This is a genomic window from Exiguobacterium sp. SH1S21 (assembly GCF_004337175.1).
Taxonomy (GTDB): domain Bacteria; phylum Bacillota; class Bacilli; order Exiguobacteriales; family Exiguobacteriaceae; genus Exiguobacterium; species Exiguobacterium aurantiacum_A.
Window position 1 is genome coordinate 580325 of sequence record NZ_SJUY01000001.1, and the last position, 26896, is coordinate 607220.

Sequence of the window (26896 nt, forward strand, 5' to 3'; positions counted from 1 at the left end):
TAGTGACGATTCAACAAGTTATATACATATTAGTGACCGGAGCCTTATTCATGGGACTCGTCGCTTACGTATCCTATCGCCTGACAAAAGGAAAAGTCGACAGCGCCGATGATTACTTCTTGGCTGGTCGCGGGCTGACCGGTCTCTTCATCGCCGGGTCGCTCCTGCTCACAAACTTATCGGCCGAGCAGTTGATCGGCTTGAACGGGCAGTCGTTCGCCGGCAACATGTCGGCGATGGCATGGGAAGTGACGGCTGGGATTGCCGCCATCATCATGGCACTATTCCTACTGCCACGCTTTCTCGGCATCGGGATCACGACGATCCCTGAGTTTTTAAGTCAACGCTATGACGAGGACGTCCGGCGCTTGACCGTCCTCTTGTTCTTGTTCGGTTACATGTGCGTCACGATTCCGTCGATGCTCTATTCCGGCGGACTCGCGGTCCTTCAGCTCTTCGACGTGCCCGAACTGCTCGGGATCAGCTTTGAACAGTCACTTTGGCTCGTCATTTGGTTCATCGGTATCATCGGCGCTATCTACGCCATTTTCGGCGGCCTCCGCGCCGTCGCAGTGTCGGATACACTCAACGGCATCGGGCTCATCATCATCGGCTTCCTCGTCCCGACGCTCGGCTTTATCGCACTCGGCGACGGCAGCGTCGTCGAAGGGATGAAGACGATCGCGACGTCGAACCCTGAAAAGTTGAACGCGATCGGGTCATCGAACGACTCGGTGCCATTCCTATCCATCTTCACCGGAATGATTTTTGCGAACTTGTTCTACTGGGCATTGAATCAATATGTCATTCAACGGGCTCTTGGGGCTAAAAACCTCGCCGAAGGACAAAAAGGTGTCCTCTTCACCGGTTATTTGAAGTTGCTCGTTCCGATCTTTATGCTGCTTCCAGGCATCATCGCGTTTCACTTATACGGCACGAACATGGACAAGGCAGACCTCGCCTATCCGAGTTTGATCGCCGACTTGTTACCGACGTGGCTCATGGGCTTCTTCCTCGCCGTCTTGCTCGGCGCGGTGTTCAGTTCGTTCAACTCATTGCTGAACAGTATCGCCACACTGTTCGTGCTCGACATTTATAAACCGAAGTTCAAACCCGATGCCTCGGACAAAGATTTGATCCGGGTCAGCAAATGGTTCGGAACGTTCGTCGCGCTCGTCTCGTTCTTCGTCGCACCGAACTTGATGTACGCGCCGGATGGTCTTTGGGACTTGATTCGCCGTTTCACCGGTTTCTTCAACATCCCGATTCTCGTCGTCGTCTTGATTGGCATGCTCGTCAAGCGCGTGCCGCCGATCGCCGCTAAAATCGTCATCGGCTTCCACGTCATCACGTACTACTTCTTAGTCTGGGGTATGAAACAATGGTTCGGATTTGACCTTGGCATCAACTTCATCCACATCTACGGCATCTTGTTCGTCATCGAGACGAGTATCATGTTGTTGTTCGCCAAACTGCGTCCGATGCAACAAATCAAGCCAATCCGGATCGACCTCGGTCGGGTCAAACCTTGGCGTCATGCGATCTCGACGTCAATCATCCTCGTCGCCTCGATGGTGTTCGTCTATTTCGTCTTCTCTCCGATTGGTCTCGCCTATGCGGACGGGATTGTCTCGGGCTGGTTCTGGCCAGCGACGCTGACATTGTTCGCCGCGACGAGCGGTCTCGTCTGGGTATCGTACCGGTACTGGCTCCCGAGATACGAGGTGTACTTGAACAACCTTGGAACGACCGAAACTGAGCTCGAAGAAAAAGCGAGCGGCGGGTGACCTGCCTCTTTACAAAAACACCGTTCCTGCTGAAATGAATCAGTTCGAACGGTGTTTTTTCATCTGCAAAATCGCCTCATCATAAGAATGACACCTATCATTTTTCCATTATTTAGGTTAATGTGTAATGGTATGATTTACATACTTAGAAACGGAAAGGAACAGCCAAACGTCGGAGGTCCACTCATGAATACTAATTGGTCAGATTTTGAAATCTCATCCGCTTTTTCAGGCACATGTCTCGCTGTCCGAAAGCACGACCTATTAATTGAACGACAACAAGGATATGCGAATCGTTCCGAACGACTGCCAAACCGTGACGTGACTCGGTTCGGGATCGCCTCTGGCTGTAAGTTGTTCACGGCGATCGCCATCTGTCAGCTCGTCGAACAAGGGAAGCTGGCATTCACTTCACTGCTCCGAGACTGTCTATCCCTTGATTTACCTAAGTTTGATACACGTGTGACAGTCGAAACGTTACTCACTCATACGTCAGGCATCCCGGACTATTTTGATGAATCCGTCATGGACGACTTTGAAGAGTTATGGCAACAACGTCCGATGTATCAACTACGACGGTTGAGCGACTTTTTACCCATGTTCCAGCAACAGTCAATGAAACATGAAATCGGCGAATTCCACTATAATAACGCCGGTTACATTTTGCTCGGTCTCATTGTCGAACAAGCGAGCGGATTGACGTTCTCGGATTACATCGAACAGTTCATCTTCACACCGGCCGGCATGACCGATTCCGGTTACTTCTCGCTTGACGCCCTGCCTGCTGATACAGCGCTCGGCTACATCAACAATCCGGACGGTTCATGGCGGACGAACCAGTACTCTATTCCCGTCAAAGGCGGTTCGGACGGAGGGGCGTTCGTAACGGTGGCCGACATGGCCAAACTATGGGACGCGTTGCTCGGTCACCGTCTTCTCGGACAACAGATGACAGCACGATTGTTGACTCCTCACGTGACCGTCAATGACCGGGGCGGACATTACGGGTATGGCGTCTGGATTCAACTCGAACCCAATAAAGATGTATTCAAATATCACGTGATGGGCTACGATCCCGGTGTCAGCTTCCATTCTGCCTATTACCCTGCTTTAAAAGTCATTTCGATCGTCTGTTCGAACGAGTCAGAGGGGGCGTTTGATGTGATGAAAGCGATTGAAGTGAAAGTGGGTGTGTCTTGATGATCATCCGTCTTTACGATGAACGAGATTTTGAACAGATTCAAGCATTGAACGAAGCTGAGGGCTGGCACCAGCTCGTTCGTCAAGATGAGTTGACAAAAGAAGCATGGCGCCGCTCGAACGTCACTTTCGTCATCGAGTCTGAAACGGGACACGTGATCGCCTATCTTCGCGGTTTGACCGACACAAAAGTCAGCCTTTACGTGTGCGAGTTGCTCATCGCTGCTTCGCACCGCCGGCTTGGCCTCGGGGAACGGTTATTGACACACGTCCATGCACTCTATCCTGAAACACGACTCGAGATGCTCGCGAGCGCTTCCTCGCATACGTATTATGAACGCTTGAACTTCCGCCCCTTCTACGGTTTTCGAAAAACGATTCACGAATAGGAGAGAATTTATTTGAAACTTGCCCTTGTCACCGGTGCGTCACGCGGTCTCGGCCGTGCTGTCGCCGAAGAACTGTCGAGACGAAACTACGACGTCATCAACCTATCACGCTCGCAATCACGCGATTTAACATTCAAACATATCGAAGTCGATTTATCCGACGTATCGAGTACACTTCGAGCCCTTGACCAAATCAAGCCGTACATCGCTGACGCAACGTCGCTACTCATCATCCAAAATGCGGCGTTAATCGAACCGATTCATCGGGCCGGCCACCTCGGCACGGAGCAACTCACCGCTCACGTTCAGGCGAATCTGCTCGCCCCGATGCTGATCACGAACGCCGTCCTCGCTTACGATGTGCCCGTCTCGCTCATCCACGTGACGTCAGGTGCCGCCAAACGTCCGATCTCGGGGTGGAGCGCCTACTGCGGCACGAAAGCTGGACTCGACCACTTTAGTGAGACCGTCGCGCTCGAACTAGAAGGAACGAGACATCGCCTCGCCTTGTTCAACCCGGGCGTGATGGACACATCCATGCAACAGACGATCCGCGCGTCTTCACGAGAAGCGTTTCAAGATATCGAACAGTTTCAAGCTTACGAGACAGAAGGAAAACTCCGCTCACCTGAGACGGTCGGCCGCGTCCTCGTCGAGCAGTTGATCGACAAGCCGTTTGTCAATGGAAAAACGTACGCCATCCACGACCTCATCTAATTTTCAACCAGGTATAAAAATAGACCAACCCTGTCTCGTTTGACCGGCTACACTAGAGTCAAATCAAATGAGAAAGGGTGGCGTGATGTATGAAGACTATAGCGGGAGGATTGCTGTTTTTCGGGATATTCAGCCTCGTGCTATCGTTTACGATGATTGGAGATATCGCAATCGTCGGAGCGTTGGTGAGCGGTGTGTCCCTGCTGTGTAGCGTCGGGCTTTGGTTCGGTGCCACGGAAGTGATGCGTATGCGTATGGACATGAGCGAAGTCAAAAAAACGTCTTTCCCTTCTGAATAAGGGAAAGACGTTTTGGATTCAGTTTTGGTTATCGGTCTCATCTTCATAATCATCATCGGCAAACTCTTCAAAATCGTACTCTTCGAAGTCTGCCTCATCGATAAAGATGTCACGATCATTGACGACGTGAATCGGGCCATTGGCCACATCGATTCGAATCGTCCATGCCCATGGAATGCGCAGTCGGCTATATACGCCCGTCCAGAATTCCATCGATTCTTGCTCGTATCGTTCGAACTCTGTCAGTAACTCTTTAAACGTTACTCCTGACAACTGGAAGTTTGATTCTTGGATTCGCTCGAGCGCGTTATGTGTCGCTTCAAGCTCCGCCGCGCGGACCATCTCTTCGGCAGTCGCCATTTCGAGAATAGTTCCATCTGGTGGCAGAATGTCGTATACGTTGAACAATTCGCCTTCTTCTACTTCTACTTCTTCATCAAACTCATAGTCGTCGTGCCGCATGCTTCATTCCTCCTCACTCTAATTGAATCTACTACATTGTACCATTCCACACCTCGTTATAACGAAACATTCGCGTATATATTTTCCAGAGTGGGGAATCATACAAAGGGAACAGATTTGCCATACAGAAAGGGGCCAATTTACAATGAACGACTCATTTCAAGCACTCGTCCTCGACAAGAAAAATGACGGTCTTCACTCCACGGTGACGGACGTCAAACTCGACGCACTTCCAAAAGAAGAAGACGGCAACGTCCTCGTCGAGGTCCATTATTCGGCACTCAACTACAAAGACGCCCTCGGATTGACCGGATCAGGCAAAATCGTCAGCCATTATCCGTTCATCCCAGGCTGCGAATTTGTCGGGAAAGTCACCGAATCTGATCATCTTGATTTCAAGCCAGGGGACGAAGTCATCGCGACCGGCTTTGGCATCGGTGAGCGTCATTTCGGTGGCTTCAGCCAGTTTGCACAAGTTCCAGGAAATTGGCTCGTGAAATTACCGAAAGGCATGAACATGCGAGATGCCATCACGATCGGGACACCCGGACTGACCGCCATGTTCGCGATTGAGGCACTTGAACACGAAGGCGTTCATCCCGGTCAAGAAGTGCTCGTCACGGGAGCATCCGGCGGAGTTGGAAGTTTCTCGATCGCCTTGCTCCATAAACTCGGCTATCACGCCATTGCCTCGACTGGAAAAACAGATTCATCTTATTTAACTGATCTCGGTGCTGAACAGACAATACCACGCAGTGAATTGGAAGGATCCCCCCGACCACTCGCTCGCCAACGGTTCGATGCTGCGATCGACTCTATCGGTGGTAACACACTCGCGAATATTTTAAGCCAAATCCGATACGAAGGAACCGTCGCCGCTTGTGGACTAGTTGGAGGTCACGAACTTCCTGCGACCGTCTATCCGTTCATCCTGCGAGGCGTCCGTCTCGTCGGCATCGATTCGGTCATGCAGCCGATTGCAAGACGAGTGACGGCGTGGGAGCGTCTACACGAGCTGATCGAACCGCACGTACTCAACCAGATGGTGCATGAGATCCCGCTCTATGACGTCCCGCGTCAAGCTGAGGCGATGATGCGCGGTGAGCTGAGCGGCCGGACCGTCGTCCGCATGAACGACTAAACGTCAAAGAAGGGCTGAATCCAACGATTCAGCCCTTCTTCTGTATGCTTGGTAATGAAATTCAAACGGCCGGTTCTTGGCCTTTTAATTTTTTCAGTTCTTCTAACAAGATATCCGATTCATTGAACGGAATCGCTTCGCTGCCGACACGTTCGACATGGTCGTGCCCTTTTCCGACGACGACGATGCGTTTGCCGTCGAGCGCTTGCAGGGCCGCATGGTGCAACGCGTCTCTTCGCGCTTCAAACGTCACATAATGCGTGTCCGCTTTGATCCCTTCAAGCAGTCCGTCGATGATTTGCTTCGGATTTTCGGTTCGGACATCATGTACCGTCACAATCAGATCGTCCGAATAGCGGCTCGCGATGCGTCCCATCTCGGCCCGCTTCGTCGGGTCCCGGTCTCCAGCCGCGCTCAAGACGACGACGAGCTGCCGCTCCCCTTTTTGTAAAGTAGACAGACATTTTTCCAGTCCGTCCGGTGTATGGGCGTAGTCGATATAAATCTCCGCATCTTCCGTGTCAAGCCGCTCAAGGCGACCTTTCGGAAGTGTGAGCCCTGGAACATTATCGATAATCGCGCGAAGCATGAGCTCCGACGTTGAGACGAGACCGATGGCCGCGGCCAAGTTGGCAGCGTTGAACGATCCCATAAAGTGAACAGGCGCTTCGATCGTCATCGCGTTCATTTTGATGCGGACGTTGTGACCTAGCCAAATGACTTGAATATCGGCCGGGATGTCTGCGTGCGTACTGTACATGACTTTCCGCCGTGTCGGTGCGAATGCGGCCATCGTCTCGCTCGCCGGGTCTTCCGCGTTCAAGATGATGGCGTCGCCGTCCGTCGTTTCGACTTGTTCGAATAGACGCGCTTTCGCCCGTGCGTATTCATCCATTGAACGGTGATAGTCGAGGTGATCGTGCGTCAAGTTCGTGAACGCTGCCGCATGGAAGCGGACCCCTTCGACGCGGCCTTCCATCATGGCATGTGACGATACTTCGACGACACAGTCGGTCACCCCGGCATCTGCCATTTCGGCCAAGATGCGGTGCAAGACGACGGCTTCTGGCGTCGTGTTCGGCGTCTTTAACTTCTTATCTTTATAACGGGCTCCAATCGTACTGACAATCCCGACCGGACGCCCTGATAAACGAAATAAATCATATGTTAACGTAGCAGTCGTCGTCTTCCCGTTCGTACCGGTGATGCCGTAAATTCGCATTCGATGGGACGGGTGGTCGTAAAACGCGCTCGCCACCACTCCAGCCGTTCGTTTCGTATCGGCAACGACAATGTTCGGCACCTCGAGGTCAAGCGGAAATTCAGAAATCACCGCGCTCGCTCCTTTAGAGACAGCGTCTTCGGCGAATTCATGCCCATCCACCGTATAACCACGGATGCAGATAAACAAATTCCCTGGACTGACCTTTCTGGAATCTGTTTCAATTCCGGTCACCCATGGATCACATTCGATATCATCCATCTCATTTCCTAGAATGGCGGATAAATGTTTCGTCCTCATGCTGTGTACTTCCTTTCTCATGGGTGTCGCTAGGTTAACAAACCTTATCGTCATGGTACTAGATTTTAGGCTGTAATAGAGATGACAAATATATTACTTCCCTTTTTCATAGGAAAACATACGTCTAACCAGAAAATTCCTAGCCCACAATGGGACTAGGAATTCATTTCGCTATCACTGAACCGAAGTCCTTGTTCAACGAGAGCAACCTCTAACAATCGAAACACACTCGGCCCGACACCATGCATCACGGCGATATTCATTCTCGGATAAGCTGTGAGTTGTTCGAGCGTATCAGTAGGGGCGGCAGTGAGCGTGCGTTCTGCCGGCACCGAATATTTGGGGAGTGGCGTCATCCGACTCCCTCTTTCCCTCCAAATTTCCGGTCGACCGTCGGGAGGCAGGCGAGGATGCGCTCGATGCAAAACGTCCGCCTTGCTTGCTTCATGATGTCCCATGCGATTACTTGTTCCCCTTGTAGCTTCATCAACTTGACTCGTCGCTTCGAGATGACCCCGTGACGATCCACATACATCAATTCGACGACCCGACCCATCCGCATCCAACGCGTCACTTCATCCTTCATCCTGTCCCCTCCTTTGTCACATTCATTATACAGAACATTTGTTCTTGTTTCTAATCTAAAGGTGTACGTTTGAGTAATTTCCCGTATGCTAGAAGAAACGAATCTTTTGTGAAAGGGGTACGCCCGTCATGACATACGTCATGTTGGCCGTTTTGGCCATCTTCTTATTTATTTCCATGATTTTTGCCGCCAAGGCGTTGCCGAACTTGAAAGACGTCTTATTCAACCGCGGAAGCTTGTTCGGTCAAGAGAGCGAGACCGTCACGTGTCCGAACTGTAAACAGACGTTCAAACGGGCACCGGGCAGTAGCCAAACCTGCCCCCACTGCTATAAATCGTTCTGAAAAAACACCCGAAGACCCGCACAAACGGTTCTTCGGGTGTTTTTGAATGTGCTCTACCATCAAAGTAACCGTTTATGGCGCGGCGATTAGTGAAATATAACCATTACTTGTTTAGCCGATTGCCCACCGCGACCAAAACATGAGAGAACTGGACCCTCTGAAGGAGTTTACAATGTCATTTATTACCGACCGCGAATTGTACGAACGCATCCAACAAAAAGACGCCCTCGCTTTAGAACTCCTATACGACCGTTACGAACGCATATTATACGCCGTCACACTGCGTTTGACGACACACTCTGACTTGGCGGAAGCCGCCCTCTCGACCGTGTTCACCGAACTTTGGCACAGTCACGTCTCATTTGATTTTTCCACGAGAACGGTTCGGTCCCATTTGCTCGCGAGCGCGCAACAAGCGGCACACCGTATCGCTCAAAGCGCTTGAAGTGAATTAGTGCGACCGTGTCTCCTGCACAAACCGCATCAACACCTCTAGTATTCCTTCCGCATAACTTCCCGCGGTCACGCGATCGTGTTCAGACTTGGCTTGTTCCGTCCCGTTGCCGAGGACGTATCCGTTACCGACGTACTTCAACATCGCCAAGTCGTTCCCGCTGTCACCGAACGCATACGCTTCGCCCACTTGAAATGCACAGCGGATACAGACGTAATCGACTGCGGCGGTCTTCCCGGCTCCGTGTGGTATGAAGTCGATATCATACGCCCCGACGGGATCTCCGGCGAGCGGATTGCAGCGGCTCACGTTGACGGCGATACCGAAGTCACGGGCAATCGAACGGATGAGCTCAATGTCGTCCTCATTCTCGCCAAAGTAATAGTAATTATGCATCCACGCGTTCGTCCCCATGTTCGTCTGCGGCTCAATCGTGAGCGCATGGTGAGCCAACGTGTCGACGATCTGTGCGACACGGCGAGAGAAATCAGACGGGAACAGCGACTGATAACCCGGGTCTAGCTCGAGTTCTCCTGCAATTGTGACATCGTATAACTCTGTCCCGAGGCTCGAGGCGATCCGATGCGGAAAGTAGCGCATCTCGGCCCGCCTGACCTTCTCAGCAATCGTCTCAAGCGAGCTCCCCGTCACCCACATCGTCGAAAACCGATGGGAGTGCTGCTCGAGAAAATCTTCAAGCCGCCGCAAGTGCTCGAGCTGTTCAGCCGTACACGCATGCGGGAAATACGTCTCGTCGAAATCAAAACAGACGAGCGTCCGCCCCTCGTTCGTAAATCGTTCCATGGTCATCCTCCTTGTGTCGTCATACCCCATCTCGTATAGTAAAAGGACGAAAGGAATGAGCGACATGAAAAATCGATTAAGTCGGTACTACTGTCAGTATAGCGGAATCCTAATCGGTTTCGCCCTCGTCTTCGCTTTTTTGTCCGGCGTGCGGACGTATCCGTTCTGGCATCAGTCACTGTCAAACGGGCCTGCGCTCGTCATGACACTCGTCACGGCGGCTCTCTTCAGCTACGCGACACATCAACTGCTCACCTACTTGAATTTACGACTCTTCCGTCAAATCGGGGATGCAACTTCCACGTGTTCACGTTGAACACGATGGATACATATGATCATTCACAAAATAGTCATATCAAATAGGCATCCATTTGATGATTCTATCCGTTAGACAAATACAAGGGACTCCCTTCATGAGTAAAGGAGAACGCCATGACTGATATTGAATTGTATGAGCGCGTCAGGAAAAAAGACAAGCAAGCGCTCGAAACATTATATGACCGCTACGAACGAATCTTGTACGCGTTCGTCATGCAACTGACGAAAGACCGCGACCTCGCCGAAGAAGCGATGCAAGAAGTCTTCATCAAGCTGTGGCGCGGCGGCGGTGTGTACGACGAGTCGAAAGGCAAGTTCAAATCGTGGCTGTTCACGATGAGCCGGCACGTCACGATCGACTTGATTCGAAAACGCAAACCCGATTTACAGCTCGATGAATCATATGCTGAAGCGATTCCTTCCCCGTCCCCTTCTGTCGAGACCGAGGTCGAGTGGCAAGAAGAACGGGCCCAAATCGAGACGGCGATGGCCGAGTTGCCGGTCGAGCAACAAAAAGTCGTCCGGCTCATGTATTTCCAAGGTCTCAGCCAGCAGAAAATTGCCGACGCGTGCGACATCCCGCTCGGTACCGTAAAAGGAAGGATTCGATTAGCGCTGAAACAGTTACGAAAACATCTATCCCATGACGATATAGATAAGGAGGTGGAACGATGAACGCCTGTGACCAATTGATCGACTATTTCAACCAACATTTAACGGAAGACGAACGGATTCGCTTCGAGGCACATTTAGCAACATGCCAAACTTGCCAAGAAGAACTCGAACAACTCGAGGCACTCGTCGGAGGCGTCGCGTTCCTCTCTGAACCGACCGAACCACCGAGCGGCATGAAGGCTCGCATCCTCGACAACGTCTTTGCCGAAGACACAACTGAACCGAAGCTCGTCAAAGCCGAACCGGCTCCCGTCACACCGTTCACGGAAACCCGTAAGAAGCAGAAGTCTTCGTGGGGAGCGCTCGCACTCGCGGCCGCACTCGTCCTCTCACTCGTCGGTAACGGCTATCTGTTGATGAATCAAGACGAGCCGACCGCGATTACCTTGACCGATACGGTGCCACTCGAAGGCGAATCAGAAGGGGTCGCCTACTTGGCCGAACAAGACGGCGATCGCCAACTCATCGTCCAGACGAACGGCCTCGCACCACTCGAGGCGAACGAAGTGTATCAAGTCTGGTTGCTGAAGGACGGCTCCCCGATTCCGACCGGTGCGTTCGTCACAGACGCTAAAGGCAACGGTACCGTCATCTATACGCTCGACTCGACCGAGTCAGCGACAGATTGGGACACGGTCGCCGTCACGAAAGAGCCTGAACGGGGCAATCAAACACCAGAGGGCGACATCGTGTTAAGTGCCAGTCTCTGACATAGAACCGGATGACTTTACGCGTGAAGCGTAGGTGTCATCCGGTTCTTTTTTCGTTATGATGGGAGAAAGGAGTGGTACATATGAGAAAACCGAAAATCGGTATCGTCGGCCTCGGCGGCATCGCCCAAAAAGCGTATTTACCCATCTTGACGAACAGCACCTCGTTCGAACTCGTCGGCGCCTACTCTCCGACACAAGCTAAACGGGATGAAATTTGTCGGGCTCATCGGATGGAATCGTTCACGGGACTCGATTCGCTCGCCTCGTCTGTCGATGCGGCGTTCGTCCATAGTTCGACCGAGACGCATTACGAGGTCGTTTCCTACTTGCTCGCGCAAGGCGTCGACGTGTACGTCGACAAGCCGCTCGCCGCAACCGTCGAACAGGCCGAACGGCTCGTCGAAACGGCAGAACGTACGAACCGCAAGCTGATGGTCGGCTTTAACCGTCGCTTCGCCCCGATGTATAATCAAGTGAAGGCAGCGGCCCCGTTCCACTCGCTCGACTTCGTCAAGCACCGGGGGGACGGGTTGCGCGGACATGATTACCGGTTCACGTTACTCGACGATTACTTGCACGTCGTCGATACGCTCCGCTATTTTGCAGGAAGCGACTTACGGCTCGTGACGGGACAGATCGAGACGACCGCATCGAACGGACTCCATTTCGCACGTCACGTCTGGCAAGACGAATCTGGCCTGCATACGACGTCGATGCACCGCAAGGCGGGCGTCAATCACGAAGGACTCGTCGCCATCAAGGACGGACTCCGTTTGACGGTCGATGAAATGGTGACGCTCCATCGCTTCGAACACGGCGCGTATTCGACCGAGACGTTCGGTTCGTGGGATACGTTGCTCACGCAACGCGGCTTCCAAGGAGCAATCGATCACTTCATCACGGCGCTGACTGACGATACCCCGATTTTGACGGACGGACGCGAGGCGTTGCTCACGCAACAACTAGTCACAGACTTGTTCAGAAAACGCTGAGAGGAGGAGAATTCAGATGGATTTCTTTTTCTACATCATGATCATCGCCGTCATCGCTATCGCCTCGGACACAATCATCAAGACGCGCAAAGCCCGCATCGAGGAGCTTCGGCTCAAAGTCGAGCAAGAAAAGCTGGCAATCCAGCGGCTCGAACTCGAGATGAAGCGCGACCAGGACAAATTGGATGACCACGGATTTTAAAAAGACGGTCGACCCTTCATCGGGCCGACCGTTCGTGTTATAAAATGTTTCGTTCGTATGGAGCCGTCACGTCGAGGCGACGCTTTTGCCGCCGTTCGACGAGTGTCGACCAGGTGACGGCCGTGACGATACAGGCAGCGCCGATGAAAAAGTTGCGGTCGAGCTGTTCGCCGAGAACGAGCCAACCGAGATAACCTCCGACGAGCGGCTGAAAGAAGAAGAACAACGACCCAACGCTCGCATCCATCAGTTCGAGTCCTTTGTTCCAAAAGAAGAACGCCCCGGCCGTCGAGATGATGCCGACGTATAAAACGCTGAGCCAAAGGACGCTCGTCATGTCCGGAACGCCAGACTGCATGACTTCTAGCCCCATGAGCGGTGTCATCAAGACGAAGGCGATCCCAATCGCGAACGTCGTGATCGTCAGTGCCGAGACTGTTTTCGAGGCGACTTTGACATACACGGACATGAGCGCCCAGGTGATGGCGGCACCGACCAAGACGAGGCTGCCAAGCAAATACGTCCCATCGACGTGCCAGCCGACGACGATGATGACGCCGAGCGTCGCCAAGATGAGTGACCCAATTTTGACAGGTGTGAGCTGCTCTTTCAAAATCAACCGGGCGAACAACACCATGAACGCCGGCGTCGCTGCTGTCACGAGTGAACCGGTGTGGGCATCGGACAGCTTCGTGCCGATGAATTGGAATGAGATCGAGGCGACGTAACCGATCACACCGACGCGCGCGATCCATTTCCAATCCTCTCGCCTCACTTGTTCACGACCGAACAACGACCATGCCGCGAACAAGACGATGAACGCGACGGCGTAGCGCATCCAGACGAGCGTGAACGGCTCGATAAATCCGAGCGCATACTTACTGACGACGTACATCCCGCCCCAAATGCTAGCGGCGAGCGCCAAACTGATGGCACCGAGCCATTCCTTGCGCATCTTCATCCCTCCTTTGATTCCTAACTAATACGACGTCCATCGAATGAACTCCTGTTTTTCAACCGTTGTCGAAGTTCAAGAAATCGCTTACACTAGTTGTATCGATAATTGAAAGGAGGGAGAAAGGTGAACTTTGTCGAACGTACGCACTGGTCAACTGAACATTTATACATTTTGCGTGCGATTTTTCACGATGTCGCTTAAACAAGGGACCCGTCTGTCCTTTTATAGACATTGCTGAAAATACGACGAAGCGCCTCTCTTCCTTACCGAGCGCTTGTTTGCGCTCGGTTTTTTTGATAGGCCTCGACTTTAGGAGGAACTCACATGTTGATCGACATGCAACACATTCAAAAACAATTCGGTGGCCACGCCGTCCTGACCGATGCCAATCTCCACGTGAACGCAGGCGAGCGGATCGGACTCGTCGGACGGAACGGTAGCGGCAAAACGACGTTGCTCCACTTGATCGTCGGCACCGAGACGCCTGACGATGGTACGATTTATCGAAAACAACGGCTCAACATCGGTTATTTGGCACAATTGCCCGCCCATCCGGACAAGAGCGGGCGCGACGTGCTCTACACCGCGTTCGCCGAACTGATTCGGCTCGGCGAGGCGATGCATGCGCTCGAGACAGAGATGGCGTCAAGCGATAAACTTGAACTCTTATTAGATAAGTACGGAGCGCTCCAAACCCGATACGAGCAGAGCGGCGGCTATGTGATCGACTCCAAAGTGAACGCTATGATCGACGGGCTCCGCCTCACGCGGTTTGTCGACCGCCCGTTCGACACGTTAAGCGGCGGCGAGCGGACGAAGATCGGGCTCGCTTTGGCACTGCTGCAAGAACCGGAACTGCTCATCCTCGATGAGCCGACGAACCACTTAGACTTAGAAGCGATGGCTTGGCTCGAGTCGTTCTTACGGGACAGCCCGTCGACGCTCCTGCTCGTCTCGCACGACCGGGTCTTCCTCGATGCCGTCGCCACACGAATCGTCGAATGCGAGGACGGTGAGTTGACGAGTTTTGACGGCAATTACAGCTCGTTCGTCGCTCAAAAAGAAAAGCTGTTGCTCGACCAATTCCACGCCTACACCGAGCAACAAAAGAAAATCAAGAAGATGAAAGAGACGATCCGGCAGTTGCGGCAATGGGCGAACGAGGGCAATCCCCCGAACGAAAAGTTCTACCGCCGCGCCAAATCGATGGAAAAGGCGCTAGCTCGGATCGAGACAATCAAAAAACCACGACTCGAGGCGATTCAGCCTGACATCACGTTCACCGCGAGCGGACGAACCGGGCGTGATGTGTTTGAAGTGATAGACGCTTCTGTCACGTATGACCAAACCGTGTTTCAACACGTCTCGTTCTACGCCGGTCACGGGGAGCGGATCGCCATCGTAGGACCGAACGGCAGTGGCAAGTCGACGCTCTTAAAGCTATTGCTCGGCGAAATCGAGCCGACTTCCGGAGGCGTTCGCCGGGCGGAACGAGCTCGAATCGGCTACTTGTCCCAACACGTCCAGTTCGACGACGGACATCGATTGATCGAGGCGTTTCGAGACCGGATCGCCGTCGATGAGGGCAAGGCACGGCAGTTGCTCGCCCAGTTCTTGTTTTATGGAGCGAGCGTGTTCAAACCGGTCGGCAATTTGAGCGGCGGTGAAAAGATGCGGCTCATGCTCGCGGTCCTCATGCACGAGGACATGAACGTGCTCGTTCTCGACGAACCGACGAACCATCTCGACATCGAAGCGCGCGAGGCGCTCGAAGAAGCGCTCGACCGCTTCACCGGAACGCTCGTCGTCGTTTCCCATGACCGGTACTTCTTGAACAAACTGTTCCCGATCACGTATTGGCTCGATGGAACAAGCACCCGTTTCCCGGGAAATGTCGCCTACGCGCTCGAAAAACGGGTTGAACCTCAGATTGCGGAACCCGTCTCGCAACCGAAAGCCAAAATAGCCAAACCGCAACGGCCCGTCAATCCCGCGGCCGACGAGGCACGATTGAACCAGCTCGAAGATGATCATCAGCGTCTACTCACTCAAATGAACGACACGAACGACGTCGAGGAACTGATGACGCTGCAACGACAAGCCGATGCGCTCCAAGCAGACATCGATACGCTGCTCCATCAGTTGCTTGAATCGATGTAACGACGAACGACGCCGTGTCAACGGCGTCGTTTTTGTTCGAACCAGGATTGGACTAAAAAGCCGGTCACACCGACCGCTATCAAAAAATACGGGACGACGCGCGGCACCGCGCTCGCCTCTCCGATTGACATGAGCAGCAGTCCGCTCACGAACGTGCCGAGCCAGTACAATTTCGGCATAGATTCACCCCTTCACCCATCACCTAAGAAAAAGCGCCACACGTGTGGCGCTTAACGGTGAGCATTTTCTAAAAAAGCGGACTTTCACCCGATCGAGAAACATCTCGATCGACCGTCCCATCGGATTGGTCAAATACGTGCTAGAAAATCGACGCGATTCACGCAATGATTTCTGAGCGTACGTTCGTCTAGAGGTCGATATAGCCTGGCACAGAAGCAAAAAATCGGTTCCGGATTGGCATGTTACCGACACTTCGACTGTGAAAAATGAAATCTGTCACGAACCTCGTCCTGCTCACCTCTGTTTCCAGAGAAATCGATAGCCGTTGACGTCTGCTTCCCAAAGCATCATGTTTGTCTGCCCCTTGCCATTTTAACATACGCAAGGTGGACGACAGATCGGATATGAAGGACGGTCACACAGGTCGATTTTTCTGACATGCTGTTTCTCGTTTCACCGAGCTGGCCTCGGCCAAACAACGACTGAATCTTTGTTTCATTCGTTGCCCCCTTTCAGCTCAACACGTTGAATGAGGACTACATTAATACAATAGCCGTTCTGCCCAGCGACGAACCCTAGTTCACCATTTCTTCAAAATTTCGGCTCATACGTAACGATCAAGCGCATACGCGACTCCATCCGCCTCGACGTCTTTCGTAATATGGGTACTGATGTCTTTTAACGGATCGACCGCGTTGCCCATCGCAATTCTCGTCTCCGCCACCTCGAACATCGAGATATCATTCAAGTTGTCCCCGATCGCAACGATTTCTTCTTGCGGGATCTGATGATGCTCGGCGAGCTGCTTCAGCGCCATGCCTTTACTCGCCTTCGGATGTCCAATTTCAATCTTCGTCCATCCCGCCGTCGTGATCAAAATATCAGTCCGCGGCTCGTACAGCTTCCGTAGCTTATGCAGCTTACGACGATCGAACGAATAGATGAACACTTTGTATACTTCATCGGCTTCAAAATCAATCTCATCAATCGTATCGACGTACGTCAGGCCGAACTGTTCATTTTGAATCTCGATCTCCCGCTCGCCCCACTCTCGGGTGAACGACTGGTCGTGCGGTAACACCTCATCTAATTCGCCTTTTAACAAGTCGGTACCCGTGCGTAACACTTTGACACCGGCGTTCGTATAAAACTCGACGTACGTATCATGCTCATGCGCCACGTCCCATAACTCCTGAACGACTTGCTTTGGAAGGGCGTGATAGTAAATGCGTTCATTTTCATAAAATGCGATCGCCCCGTTCCCGGAAAGGATCGGGCACGTCAACTCGCTCCGCTTCAAAATTTCCTCGATATCATGGATCGAGCGTCCTGACGAGATGGCGACCAAATCACCGCGCTCCTGACGTCGCCGAATCGCTTGTTGATTCGCTTCCGTGATGACACCGGTGCGCGACAATAACGTCCCGTCTAAGTCGATGGCAATCAATTTCATTTAATTCTCTCCTTTCAGCATGTTTGTCTCCATTCTAATTCCCTGATTTGCTCAGTCTCAACTGTCAGATTGCACAGTAAATGAAAACTCCGGTTTCCCACTTTCAAAAATAGGGAATTTATTATTAGTTCTCAATAATATTTGTCCGTTCAGAAAGGAGTTCTTTATGAACATCTCACCTGGAAAACCGCGTTTAAATCGTGTGTTTTACATTTCTGCGAGCATCATTGCCCTGCTCGTCTTATTCGGTGCGATTCGCCCGACATTATTTGCTGATATCGCCGGCAGTATCTTCAACTTCACGACCCGGTCGTTCGGTTGGTTCTACTTACTCGCCGTCTTCTTTTTCGTCCTTTTCTTAATCTTCCTCGCTTTCAGCAAGTACGGAAAGATTCGTCTCGGGGCAGACAGCGACCGACCACAATACCCGTTCTTCACTTGGATCGGAATGTTATTTTCAGCTGGTTTTGGGGTCGGGCTCGTCTTTTGGGGCGTCGCTGAACCGATGAGTCACTTCATCACGCCCCCATATGCGGATACGACTGAACTGACAGTCGAGGGAGCCCGACTCGCCATGGCCTATTCGTTCTTTCACTGGGGCGTTAGTCAATGGTCCGTCTTCGCCATCGTCGGATTGATCATCGCCTACTTCCAGTTTCGCCGGAACACGGATGGTCGGATCTCGACAAGTTTATCTCCGCTCATCAAAGAACGACCTTACAAACAACCACTCAACCAAACAATCGACATTTTTGCCGTCATCGCGACGGTCATGGGTGTCGCGACGTCGCTCGGGCTCGGCGTCCTGCAAATCAATGGCGGACTGAATAGCGTCTTTGGGTTACCGAACACGGCACTCGTCCAAGTCCTCATCATCGTCGTATTGACTGCCTTGTTCTTGACGTCGACGACGACCGGTCTCGATCGCGGGATCAAATGGCTCAGTAACATCAACCTCGGAACGGCACTTGTATTGATGGTGTTCGTCTTCTTCGCCGGTCCAACCATCTTCATCTTAGAGACGTTCACGCTCGGGCTTGGCGATTATTTACAAAACTTTATCCGCTATAGTCTCCGTCTCCAACCGTATCAACAAGGGACATGGGTACGGGACTGGACGATTTTCTACTGGGCATGGGCCATCGCCTGGTCGCCATTCGTCGGAGCGTTCGTCGCTCGTGTCTCACGAGGCCGTACGATTCGCGAATTCATCGTCGGTGTTCTCGTCGTACCACCGTTCATCGCGCTCATGTGGATTGCTGTGTTCGGCGGGACCGCCCTTCATCTCGACTTGTTTGAAGGGACATCGATCGCCCAGGCAGTCGATGCCGACGTCACGAGCGCCTTGTTCGTCACGTTCGCCGAGCTGCCGTTCAGTTTCATCCTGTCTATCTTGTCGATTTTATTGATTCTCACGTTCTTGATCACGTCGGCCGACTCAGCGACGTACATCATCAGCAGCATGACAACGAACGGAAGCTTGAATCCGCCGCTTTCCGTCCGCATCGTCTGGGGTATCTTGCTCGGTGGCATCGCCGCTGTCCTGCTCATCGCGAGCGGACTCGAGGGGCTACAGACCGCTTCCTTGATCTCGGCCCTGCCGTTCACGATTATTTTAATCTTGATGGTGTACACGCTGTTAAGCTTGTTGCGTCAAGAGAACATCAAAAAAATCAAATGAGTTTGTCTGAGCCGCCGATTTCATGGCGGCTCTATTGCTGTCTCGATACGTCGGTCCGTGTTGACACGTATGCGTCCGATTGCTACGCTTTTGTCAGCATGGCACGATAGTCAAAGGGGGAAATGGTATGGTTCAAGATTTCACACGCGGTTATGCGGAGACGCGAGACGCAAGCGACCCGCTTGCACACTACCGGGGAGAGTTTTACTTACCGCAAGACGGGATCTACATGGACGGGAATTCGCTCGGTCTGTTATCGAAACGAGCCGAGAAGACGTTGCTCGAGTCGCTCAGTGATTGGAAAGAACTCGGAATCGATGGCTGGATGTCGGGGCGCCATCCGTGGTTCAACCTGTCAGAAGAGCTGGCCGCACTCAACGCGCCGCTCATCGGTGCGAGCGCCAATGAAGTCATGGTCACCGGATCGACGACCGTCAACTTGCATCAGCTCGCCGCCACGTTCTTTAAACCGGTCGGCAAACGGACGAAGATTCTCGCCGATGCGCTGACGTTCCCGTCGGACATTTACGCACTCCAAAGCCAACTCACGCTGCGCGGTCTCGATCCGGCCGAACATCTCGTCCAAGTGCCGAGCCGTGACGGCCGTTATTTAAATGAGGATGACATCATCGCCGCCATGACTGACGACATCGCGCTCATCGTCTTGCCGACGGTGTTATATCGGAGCGGTCAGATTCTTGATATGGCCCGCCTCGCCAAAGCCGCACACGAACGCGATATTATGATCGGCTTTGATGCGTGCCACTCGGTCGGCGCCATCCCGCACGCGTTTCACGATTGGGGCGTCGACTTCGCCTACTGGTGCAACTATAAGCATTTGAACGGCGGACCAGGAAGCGTCGGCGGGCTGTTCGTCCATGAACGTCATTTCGGGACGACGCCAGGTCTTGCCGGCTGGTTCGGATCACGAAAAGACAAACAGTTCGACATGGACCATACGATGACACCAGCTGAACATGCCGGTGCGTTCCAAATCGGGACACCGCACGTCATGAGCCTCGCGCCGCAACTCGGCGCGCTCGAGATGTTCAATGAGGTCGGCATGGAAGCGATTCGTGAGAAGTCGCTCGCCTTAACGACGTATATGACCGAATTGATTGATGAACTGCTCGCACCGCACGGCTTCGTCATTGGCAGCCCGCGCGATGAAAAACGACGTGGTGCCCACTTGAGCCTCGAGCATCCGGAAGCGGCTCGTATCTGTAAAGCGCTCAAACAACATCGCGTCATTCCCGATTTCCGAGCGCCGAACATCATCCGCCTCGCACCGGTCGCGCTCTACAACACATTCACCGACGTGTACGACGTCGTCATGATCTTGAAAAAAATAATGGACAACAAAGAATACGAGGCGTTCGAGAACGTCCGTGAAGTCGTAGCTTAAGGAGATTAACGATGAGTGAACGTATCGAACATAAAGTCGAGCAATCGATTCAAACTGACTTTTCAAAAGACATGTCGTATGGCGACTATTTACAGCTCGACCCAATCTTATCGAGTCAACATCGCCTGTCGGACCACCACGACGAGATGCTGTTCATCATCATCCACCAGACGAGTGAGCTGTGGATGAAGTTGATCTTGCATGAGTTGACTGCGGCCGTGACCGCCATCGAAACAGGTGAGCTCGAACGCTCATTCAAAATGCTCGCCCGCGTCTCGAAAATCCAACAACAGCTCATCCAATCGTGGAGCGTCCTCGCGACGCTCACACCGGCCGAATATTTAGAGTTCCGTGACGAGCTCGGCTCGTCATCTGGTTTCCAATCGTACCAGAACCGCCAGATTGAGTTCGCGCTCGGCTTTAAAAACGCACGGACGCTCAGTGTCTATGCCCATGACGAGGCGTTGTATTCGCTCCTTGAAGCATCACTCCAAGCACCGAGCATTTATGACGTGACCGCCCGTGAGATGCATCGCCGTGGACTGCATATCGACGCGGACGTGCTCAACCGGGACGTGACGCAAGACTGGGAGTGGAACGAGAGCGTCGAGAACGCTTGGGCCGCCGTGTACCGGGACGTCAACACGTACTGGGACTTGTACGAACTCGGCGAGAAGTTGCTCGACATCGGCAACCAACAACAGATGTGGCGTTTCAATCATATGAGCACGGTCGAACGGATCATCGGTCAAAAAATGGGCACGGGTGGATCGTCCGGCGTGAACTACTTGCGCCGCGTCCTCGACCACCGTTTCTTCCCTGAACTATGGACCGTCCGGACAAAATTGTGAGGAGACATAACGATGACACAATGGATTGACGTATCACAGCCGCTCGACGACTCGATCACGACATGGCCGGGCGACACAAAGTTCAACTACGAGATCGCTTGGCCGATGGCGGACAGTGGCTCCGTCAACGTCGGCAAAGTGACGATGAGTCTACATACAGGCACACATATCGACGCCCCGTTCCATTTCGACGATGCCGGCAAGCGGGTGATCGACCTCGACCCCGGGCTCTACATCGGACCGGTCCGGGTCATTCATTTGCCCGGGCGACAAAAGATTGAAGCAAGTGATTTGGACGGATTCGACTTGACCGGTGTCGAGCGCCTCATCCTGAAGACGGACGGATGGCCGAACAAAGCTGAATTTCCAAGCCAGATCCCGGAACTGACGCCATCCCTCGCCGAGCGGTTGGGACAGCTCGGTATTTATTTGATTGGTCTCGACCTGCCATCGGTCGACGCCATCGACAGTAAAGACATGGACGCCCACCACGCGCTCGCGCGGAACGGCGTCCACATCCTCGAAGGGCTCGTCCTCGATGCGATCGCGCCCGGGGATTACGAATTGAACGCCGTCCCGCTTCCAATCGTGGAAGGTGACGGTAGCCCGGTGCGCGCATTGCTTCGCTCGATTGACTAACTGATCTTACATCCACTCCATTTTGACGGTGTGGATGTTTTTGTTTTATGTGAAAGGAACCATTGACGCTTGAGTTTGCAACTGTTCGGGAATGGATAATCATCGGAAGTGTGTAGAAAGGAGTGTTTTTTATGAAGACGATTTCTATGGTATTACCTGCCTATAACGAAGAAAAAAACATTCCTCTCATCTTCGACGCCATCCATGAACAGTTTGACGGCACTCCTTATTCTTATGAAATCTTATTCGTGAATGATGCAAGTTCGGATCGTACACTTGATGTAATTAAATATTTGGCTAAGCGTCATCCTGAAGTGCGTTACATCTCATTCTCGCGAAATTTCGGGAAGGAAGCAGCCATCCTGGCCGGGTTACAACACGCGACGGGGGATGCGACGATCTTGATGGATACCGATTTACAGCATCCGCCGTCCCTGATTCCGGACATGGTTGCCGGTTTCGAGCAAGGATTTGATCAAGTCATCGCCAAGCGCGACCGAGCCGGCGAAAGCAGGACTCGAAAACTGGCCTCTCGGACGTATTACAAGCTTATCAACAAAATCGTCGACGTCGAACTCGAGGACGGTGTCGGTGACTTCCGTCTGCTAAGCCGCGAGGCTGTCGACGCTCTCTTACGAATGAACGAGCATCAACGGTTCTCAAAAGGCTTATTCTCGTGGATTGGCATGGAACAAAAGACGATTACTTATCAAAATGTACTCCGTCAAAACGGCGAGACAAAATGGTCGTTTAGCCAACTATTCAATTACGGTGTCGATGGGTTGATCTCTTTCAATTCGAAACCGCTGCGCTTTTGCTTTTACTCAGGCGTATTGATTTTACTACTGTCGATGCTCTATATTCTGTTGACACTGTTTGACATCATTCAAGACGGTATCGACACACCAGGCTATTTCACGCTCATCTCAGCCATCCTGTTACTTGGTGGAATCCAGCTCGTCAGCCTCGGGATCATCGGTGAGTACGTCGGTCGCATCTATTTTGAGACGAAACGCCGTCCGGCCTACTTGATTCAAGAAACTAACATACAAAGGAAGAGTGCGAATGAACAAGAGAAAGGCCGAGTTTATAAGATTCGTCGCCATTGGGGGAATTAATACTCTTAACTACTATTTGATTTATATGTTGTTTCATCATCTATGGAACACCGGCTATGGGGTCTCTCATGTGGTGGCATTCACGCTCAGCATGATCGCCTCTTTCTTTTTGAACAGTTATTTCACGTTCAAAGTCAAACCGACGCTACGGAAATTTTTGCAGTTTCCGTTGACGCAAGTCGTCAACTTCACAGTCACGACGGTGTGTATTTATTTGCTTGTCGAACAACTGAACGTCTCGACGACGTTGGCCCCGTTGTTCGCCATCTTTATCGCTGTGCCGGCGACGTTCATCGTCACGAGTAAAATTTTGAAACGTGAGCAATCGACAATATGAGACAGTTCAAACTCATCAGTGTTGCGTTGCTCGTGTCGACCATCGCCCACGCTTTTTTCATCTACTATCAATCACAGGGTGGCTTCATCGCCGGACCGAATGACGGCTTATCGCAAATGGTCCCGTTCAAGCATTTCCTTTACGAAACGTTCCATAAAGGGAATCTCGTCTATGCCGAGGACTTCGGCTTCGGCGGCGGTATCCTCACACAACTCGCTTACTACTTTTCAACGTCAGTCGTATTTTGGCTCTCGGTCGCCGTCGTTTCCTTATTTGATGTGCTCGGACTCGTCACACCTGACTTGGACATGTGGTTGCGTCTCGCCTTGATTGTGAGCGTCATCCGGCTCGCTGTCGTCATCGTGTTCGCGACGTATGCGTATCAGTTGTTTAACGTCCGCACACTCCACGCTTTCGTCGGTACCGTCATTTATGGTGTGTCGGTCATGTACATCCGTCACGTGACGTTTTGGGAGTTTTTTGCGGACGGCTTTTTGTGGGTCCCGCTCCTTGTCATCGGTCTCGAACGCATCATCCGAAACGGTCGCGCCGACTTCTTTATTGTTGTTAGTGCCATCATGCTGATCAATAACTTTTACTTTGCCTACATCAATTTAGTCTTCGTTCTCGTCTATGTCTTGTTCCGACAATTCATTCACCTACCCGAAGATCGGGTCAGTCGTAAACAGCAATGGTTGCTCTATAGCGGATCTGGCGTCATTGCCCTACTTCTGAGTTCGTTTGCGTTCATTCCGGCGACTTATGGCTTTTTGCAAAATGAGCGACCATCGCTCGAGCATGAGATTCGTTGGATTCAGCTCGACAATTTGTTATACGATAGCAATCTGCTGATCCTACCGGCCGTCTTCCTACTGTTCGCTCTTTATCGTCCGCTCTACCGTCACGTCACGTTCCGATTGTTTGCGAGCATGAGTCTACTGTTGACCCTACTCCATTTCAGTCCGCATGTCGGTAGCTTCTTCAACGGCTTCTCGGCACCGCAATATCGCTGGGAGTATTTGGCGAGCTTCACGATCGGCGGCATGGTTGCTGTCGGCTTGACGCATTGGCGCTTCGAAAAAACATCATTTTTCAAGGCAGCAGTCGTAACCGTTTTGGCTTATCTCGGTTTTGGGCTATTTGGTAACGCGCCATGGCCAATCGTGTTCGGTATGTTTGCCCTCATGATTTTAACCGTCTTATCGTTTTGGCTTAAACCATTGTTGGCTCCGTACCTCATCATCGCGTCTTGTCTCATCGTGTTCAACGGTTACACGAAGTTCGCGCTCCACGATATGGCGATCGTCAACACGAACGCGACGTTCGTTACGAGTGAGCAGTACAACAGCGCTGAACAACGGGAACTCATCGACGTCGTCCGTGAAAAAGCCGGTCCGCTCGAACGCGTGGACTGGATGATACCGTTGCGAAACAATACACCGATCGTCCAGTCGTTCCTTGGGACGAGCCTATACTCGAGTATTTTGAACGGGAATTTGCTCACATTCTATTGGAGCGACCTTGAAATTGATATGAGACGGGAAAGTGTCAGCCGTTACGGGACACTCGGCAACCGTTCGAACTTACATCATGTGCTGTCGACTCCTTATTGGATGCGTGATAAAACAATCGCGAGCGAAGCGCCGTACGGCTTCCAACTGCTTGCCGAAACAGAACGTTACGCCGTTTATGAAAGCGAGACCCGCTTGCCGTTAGTCCGGACGACATCAAACACGTACAGTCGTGAAGCGCTTAAAGATGTCTCAATATTGACGCGTGAGCAAGCGATGCTGTCCGGTGTCATCTTAGAACAGGGAACCGCAGCACCGTCCCCAGCGCAAACGATTACGTTTGTGAGTGCGCCTGTCAATGCGGTATGGGAAGATGAGACACTCCAAGTCACCGCTGAAGAAGGCGGAGTCGACTTTATTCCGGACGTCCCAGACTCGGCGACGGGTGATTTGTACGTCTCGTTCAAGATTCGCAAGCTTGAAGGTGATGGTTTCTTCATCCGGCTTGGGAATTACCGGACGACTCGAAAACCAGAAGCGTCGATTTATCGGACCAATCTCACTTCGATGACGCTCCGGACACCTCTCAAGAAAAACGTACCGCTCCGTCTACCGGAAGGAACGTATGTGCTTGAAGACGTGACGATCGAGTGGGAAGATTATGCGACACTCGAAGACGCCCTTGAAGAAGCGGCTTCTATCCCGGATATTCCGGTCGTTTGGGACGGACCTGACATCGACTTCACGGTTGAAGACGCAACCGAAGGGACATATGCCGTCCTCCCTGTTCCGTATGAACGAGGGTGGAAGGCGACTGTGAACGGAGAGCGACGCGACGTCTTGCAAGCAAACTATGCTTGGAGCGCCGTTTCACTCGACGAAGGTCGCAACGAGGTCGCGTTGACGTATCGTCCGCCGTTCTTCACACTCACGACCGGGCTTACACTCTTCGGAGTTATCTTATTCGGATTTTACCTTGTATTAGCTCGACGCATACAAATGCGAATAGCATCTTAACAATAAACATTGAAAAAGAGTCAGCGTGTTTTTCGATCAACACGCTGACTCTTTTTCATTTAACCAACTCGAGGTCAACCGGAATGTTTTCTTCCACGGTCTCACCTTTCAAGTAGTTGACGGCTGCTTCGACACCGAGTTTTCCGATCTCTGTCGGTTTTTGCGCCACCGTTGCGGCCATCGTTCCGTCTTCAACAGCCTTGACCGCGTCATCCGTCGCATCGAAACCGATGACTTTGACATCGCTCAATCCGGCACTGCTCAACGCTTGGACCGCACCGAGTGCCATTTCGTCATTGTGCGCGAACACCGCGACGATATCTTTATTGTCTTGGAGAATGTTTTCCATGACCGTTAAGCCTTGGGCCCGGTCAAAGTTTGCCGATTGTTTGGCCACGACGTCGAGTTTTCCATCGATTGCCTCGTTGAAGCCTTGACCGCGATCGCGTGTGGCCGATGCTCCTGGAATACCTTCTAATTCAACGACTTTCCCGCCTTCCCCGACGAGTTCAACCATGTACTCACCAGCGAGCTTCCCGCCGGCTACGTTGTCTGACGCGACGTGGGCGACGACTTCTCCCGATTCTGCGTTCCGGTCGACCGTGATGACAGGGATACCAGCATCGTTCGCGCTTTGAACAGCGGCTCCGACCGCTTCGGAATCCGTCGGGTTAATCAAAATCAAATCCATGCCTTTTTGAATCATATCTTCGACGTCGCTCACTTGTTTCGCCGCATCGTTTTGTGCGTCAGCCACAGTGAGTGTCGCATCGAGTTGCTTCGCCTCTTCTTCAGCTCCATCTTTCAAAGCAACGAAGAACGGGTTGTTCAATGTAGAGATGGAGAGTCCGATCTTAAAGTCCCCATCTTTTGGTTCTTGTTCCGAACTTGTTCCCGGTTGTTCCGTCGAACAAGCCGCCATCATGACCATTGTCAGTACGAGTAGCCAAGCTGTCCATTTTTTCATCTTCTGTTTCCCCT

General features: G+C 52.3%; 30 protein-coding genes. 21 read left to right on the forward strand and 9 right to left on the reverse strand.

Annotated features, from left to right (window positions below; translation table 11 throughout):
* Positions 1–2: 2 nt before the first annotated feature.
* The 5 genes from EVJ24_RS02825 to EVJ24_RS02845 all read left to right on the forward strand — a co-directional run bounded on the left by EVJ24_RS02825 (position 3) and on the right by EVJ24_RS02845 (position 4392).
* The gene (locus EVJ24_RS02825) at positions 3–1787 is read left to right on the forward strand and encodes a solute:sodium symporter family transporter (protein ID WP_131439401.1); all 1785 of its coding nucleotides are present in this window, start codon (positions 3–5) and stop codon (positions 1785–1787) included.
* 186 nt (positions 1788–1973) lie between these two features.
* Positions 1974–2987 carry a serine hydrolase domain-containing protein gene (locus EVJ24_RS02830; RefSeq protein WP_131439403.1) on the forward strand — a complete coding sequence of 338 codons (1014 nt, stop codon included), beginning with the start codon at positions 1974–1976 and terminating at the stop codon, positions 2985–2987.
* Complete coding sequence (locus EVJ24_RS02835) at positions 2987–3376, forward strand: GNAT family N-acetyltransferase (protein WP_131439405.1); 390 nt, start codon at positions 2987–2989, stop codon at positions 3374–3376. Before EVJ24_RS02830 ends, EVJ24_RS02835 begins: the two co-directional genes overlap by 1 nt.
* 12 nt (positions 3377–3388) lie before the next feature.
* Complete coding sequence (locus tag EVJ24_RS02840; RefSeq protein WP_131439407.1) at positions 3389–4093, forward strand: SDR family NAD(P)-dependent oxidoreductase; 705 nt, start codon at positions 3389–3391, stop codon at positions 4091–4093.
* Between the two features lie 89 nt (positions 4094–4182).
* A complete protein-coding gene (locus tag EVJ24_RS02845; RefSeq protein WP_070329159.1) occupies positions 4183–4392 on the forward strand; it encodes a hypothetical protein in 210 nt (69 codons plus the stop codon).
* Positions 4393–4410: 18 nt separating this feature from the next.
* Here the strand turns inward: EVJ24_RS02845 and EVJ24_RS02850 are convergent, their stop codons facing one another.
* Positions 4411–4854 carry a hypothetical protein gene (locus EVJ24_RS02850; RefSeq protein ID WP_131439409.1) on the reverse strand — a complete coding sequence of 148 codons (444 nt, stop codon included), beginning with the start codon at positions 4852–4854 and terminating at the stop codon, positions 4411–4413.
* Positions 4855–4999: 145 nt separating this feature from the next.
* Here EVJ24_RS02850 and EVJ24_RS02855 point away from each other — a divergent pair, with 145 nt between their 5' ends.
* Entirely contained in the window at positions 5000–5995 is a 996-nt protein-coding gene (locus EVJ24_RS02855) for an MDR family oxidoreductase (protein WP_131439410.1), read from the forward strand.
* 61 nt (positions 5996–6056) lie between these two features.
* Here EVJ24_RS02855 and EVJ24_RS02860 read toward each other — a convergent pair whose 3' ends face one another.
* The 3 genes from EVJ24_RS02860 to EVJ24_RS02870 form a co-directional block, all read right to left on the reverse strand.
* A complete protein-coding gene (locus EVJ24_RS02860; protein ID WP_131439411.1) occupies positions 6057–7517 on the reverse strand; it encodes a UDP-N-acetylmuramoyl-L-alanyl-D-glutamate--2,6-diaminopimelate ligase in 1461 nt (486 codons plus the stop codon).
* 155 nt (positions 7518–7672) lie between these two features.
* Positions 7673–7873: a DNA-binding protein gene (locus tag EVJ24_RS02865; RefSeq protein WP_131439412.1), complete on the reverse strand. Its 201-nt coding sequence runs from the start codon at positions 7871–7873 to the stop codon at positions 7673–7675.
* Positions 7870–8103: a hypothetical protein gene (locus EVJ24_RS02870; RefSeq protein ID WP_131439414.1), complete on the reverse strand. Its 234-nt coding sequence runs from the start codon at positions 8101–8103 to the stop codon at positions 7870–7872. Before EVJ24_RS02870 ends, EVJ24_RS02865 begins: the two co-directional genes overlap by 4 nt.
* Before the next feature lie 128 nt (positions 8104–8231).
* On the opposite strand from EVJ24_RS02870, the gene EVJ24_RS02875 reads away from it, so the two are divergent.
* Together EVJ24_RS02875 and EVJ24_RS02880 are read left to right on the forward strand one after the other, a co-directional pair.
* Positions 8232–8447, forward strand: a complete 216-nt coding sequence (locus EVJ24_RS02875; RefSeq protein ID WP_236637533.1) for a hypothetical protein — start codon at positions 8232–8234, stop codon at positions 8445–8447.
* A 172-nt stretch (positions 8448–8619) separates the two neighbouring features.
* On the forward strand, positions 8620–8892 hold the full coding sequence (locus EVJ24_RS02880; protein WP_131439416.1) for a hypothetical protein: 273 nt from the start codon (positions 8620–8622) through the stop codon (positions 8890–8892).
* A gap of 6 nt (positions 8893–8898) precedes the next feature.
* Here the strand turns inward: EVJ24_RS02880 and EVJ24_RS02885 are convergent, their stop codons facing one another.
* Positions 8899–9705, reverse strand: coding sequence for an HAD-IIB family hydrolase (locus EVJ24_RS02885; protein WP_161568726.1), 807 nt, complete (start codon positions 9703–9705; stop codon positions 8899–8901).
* Positions 9706–9769: 64 nt separating this feature from the next.
* Here EVJ24_RS02885 and EVJ24_RS02890 point away from each other — a divergent pair, with 64 nt between their 5' ends.
* The 5 genes from EVJ24_RS02890 (at position 9770) to EVJ24_RS02910 (ending at position 12605) form a co-directional block, all read left to right on the forward strand.
* Positions 9770–10021, forward strand: a complete 252-nt coding sequence (locus EVJ24_RS02890) for a hypothetical protein (RefSeq protein WP_070329166.1) — start codon at positions 9770–9772, stop codon at positions 10019–10021.
* Between the two features lie 116 nt (positions 10022–10137).
* On the forward strand, positions 10138–10698 hold the full coding sequence (locus tag EVJ24_RS02895) for an RNA polymerase sigma factor (RefSeq protein WP_070329168.1): 561 nt from the start codon (positions 10138–10140) through the stop codon (positions 10696–10698).
* Positions 10695–11408 carry an anti-sigma factor gene (locus tag EVJ24_RS02900; protein WP_131439420.1) on the forward strand — a complete coding sequence of 238 codons (714 nt, stop codon included), beginning with the start codon at positions 10695–10697 and terminating at the stop codon, positions 11406–11408. Before EVJ24_RS02895 ends, EVJ24_RS02900 begins: the two co-directional genes overlap by 4 nt.
* Before the next feature lie 83 nt (positions 11409–11491).
* A complete protein-coding gene (locus EVJ24_RS02905; protein ID WP_131439422.1) occupies positions 11492–12403 on the forward strand; it encodes a Gfo/Idh/MocA family protein in 912 nt (303 codons plus the stop codon).
* 16 nt (positions 12404–12419) lie between these two features.
* A complete protein-coding gene (locus EVJ24_RS02910) occupies positions 12420–12605 on the forward strand; it encodes a hypothetical protein (RefSeq protein WP_070329171.1) in 186 nt (61 codons plus the stop codon).
* Positions 12606–12642: 37 nt separating this feature from the next.
* Here the strand turns inward: EVJ24_RS02910 and EVJ24_RS02915 are convergent, their stop codons facing one another.
* Positions 12643–13560: a DMT family transporter gene (locus EVJ24_RS02915; RefSeq protein WP_131439424.1), complete on the reverse strand. Its 918-nt coding sequence runs from the start codon at positions 13558–13560 to the stop codon at positions 12643–12645.
* A gap of 327 nt (positions 13561–13887) precedes the next feature.
* Here EVJ24_RS02915 and abc-f point away from each other — a divergent pair, with 327 nt between their 5' ends.
* Positions 13888–15723, forward strand: coding sequence for a ribosomal protection-like ABC-F family protein (gene abc-f, locus EVJ24_RS02920; protein ID WP_131439426.1), 1836 nt, complete (start codon positions 13888–13890; stop codon positions 15721–15723).
* A 17-nt stretch (positions 15724–15740) separates the two neighbouring features.
* Here abc-f and EVJ24_RS15420 read toward each other — a convergent pair whose 3' ends face one another.
* Positions 15741–15902 (reverse strand): hypothetical protein, encoded by a 162-nt coding sequence (locus EVJ24_RS15420; RefSeq protein WP_173647382.1) that lies wholly within the window; start codon positions 15900–15902, stop codon positions 15741–15743.
* Positions 15903–16507: 605 nt separating this feature from the next.
* Entirely contained in the window at positions 16508–17356 is an 849-nt protein-coding gene (locus tag EVJ24_RS02925; RefSeq protein ID WP_131439428.1) for an HAD family hydrolase, read from the reverse strand.
* A 166-nt stretch (positions 17357–17522) separates the two neighbouring features.
* Here EVJ24_RS02925 and EVJ24_RS02930 point away from each other — a divergent pair, with 166 nt between their 5' ends.
* The 7 genes from EVJ24_RS02930 to EVJ24_RS02960 all read left to right on the forward strand — a co-directional run bounded on the left by EVJ24_RS02930 (position 17523) and on the right by EVJ24_RS02960 (position 25915).
* A complete protein-coding gene (locus tag EVJ24_RS02930) occupies positions 17523–19037 on the forward strand; it encodes a BCCT family transporter (protein WP_131439430.1) in 1515 nt (504 codons plus the stop codon).
* A 127-nt stretch (positions 19038–19164) separates the two neighbouring features.
* Entirely contained in the window at positions 19165–20442 is a 1278-nt protein-coding gene (gene kynU, locus EVJ24_RS02935) for a kynureninase (protein WP_131439432.1), read from the forward strand.
* 11 nt (positions 20443–20453) lie between these two features.
* On the forward strand, positions 20454–21293 hold the full coding sequence (gene kynA, locus EVJ24_RS02940; protein ID WP_131439435.1) for a tryptophan 2,3-dioxygenase: 840 nt from the start codon (positions 20454–20456) through the stop codon (positions 21291–21293).
* A gap of 12 nt (positions 21294–21305) precedes the next feature.
* Entirely contained in the window at positions 21306–21932 is a 627-nt protein-coding gene (gene kynB, locus EVJ24_RS02945) for an arylformamidase (RefSeq protein ID WP_131439437.1), read from the forward strand.
* Between the two features lie 131 nt (positions 21933–22063).
* Positions 22064–23050 carry a glycosyltransferase family 2 protein gene (locus EVJ24_RS02950; RefSeq protein ID WP_131439439.1) on the forward strand — a complete coding sequence of 329 codons (987 nt, stop codon included), beginning with the start codon at positions 22064–22066 and terminating at the stop codon, positions 23048–23050.
* 25 nt (positions 23051–23075) lie between these two features.
* Positions 23076–23387 carry a GtrA family protein gene (locus tag EVJ24_RS02955; RefSeq protein WP_330857366.1) on the forward strand — a complete coding sequence of 104 codons (312 nt, stop codon included), beginning with the start codon at positions 23076–23078 and terminating at the stop codon, positions 23385–23387.
* The gene (locus EVJ24_RS02960; protein ID WP_131439443.1) at positions 23384–25915 is read left to right on the forward strand and encodes a YfhO family protein; all 2532 of its coding nucleotides are present in this window, start codon (positions 23384–23386) and stop codon (positions 25913–25915) included. Before EVJ24_RS02955 ends, EVJ24_RS02960 begins: the two co-directional genes overlap by 4 nt.
* Positions 25916–25970: 55 nt before the next feature.
* Here EVJ24_RS02960 and rbsB read toward each other — a convergent pair whose 3' ends face one another.
* A complete protein-coding gene (gene rbsB, locus EVJ24_RS02965) occupies positions 25971–26882 on the reverse strand; it encodes a ribose ABC transporter substrate-binding protein RbsB (protein ID WP_131439445.1) in 912 nt (303 codons plus the stop codon).
* Between the last annotated feature and the right edge of the window lie 14 nt (positions 26883–26896).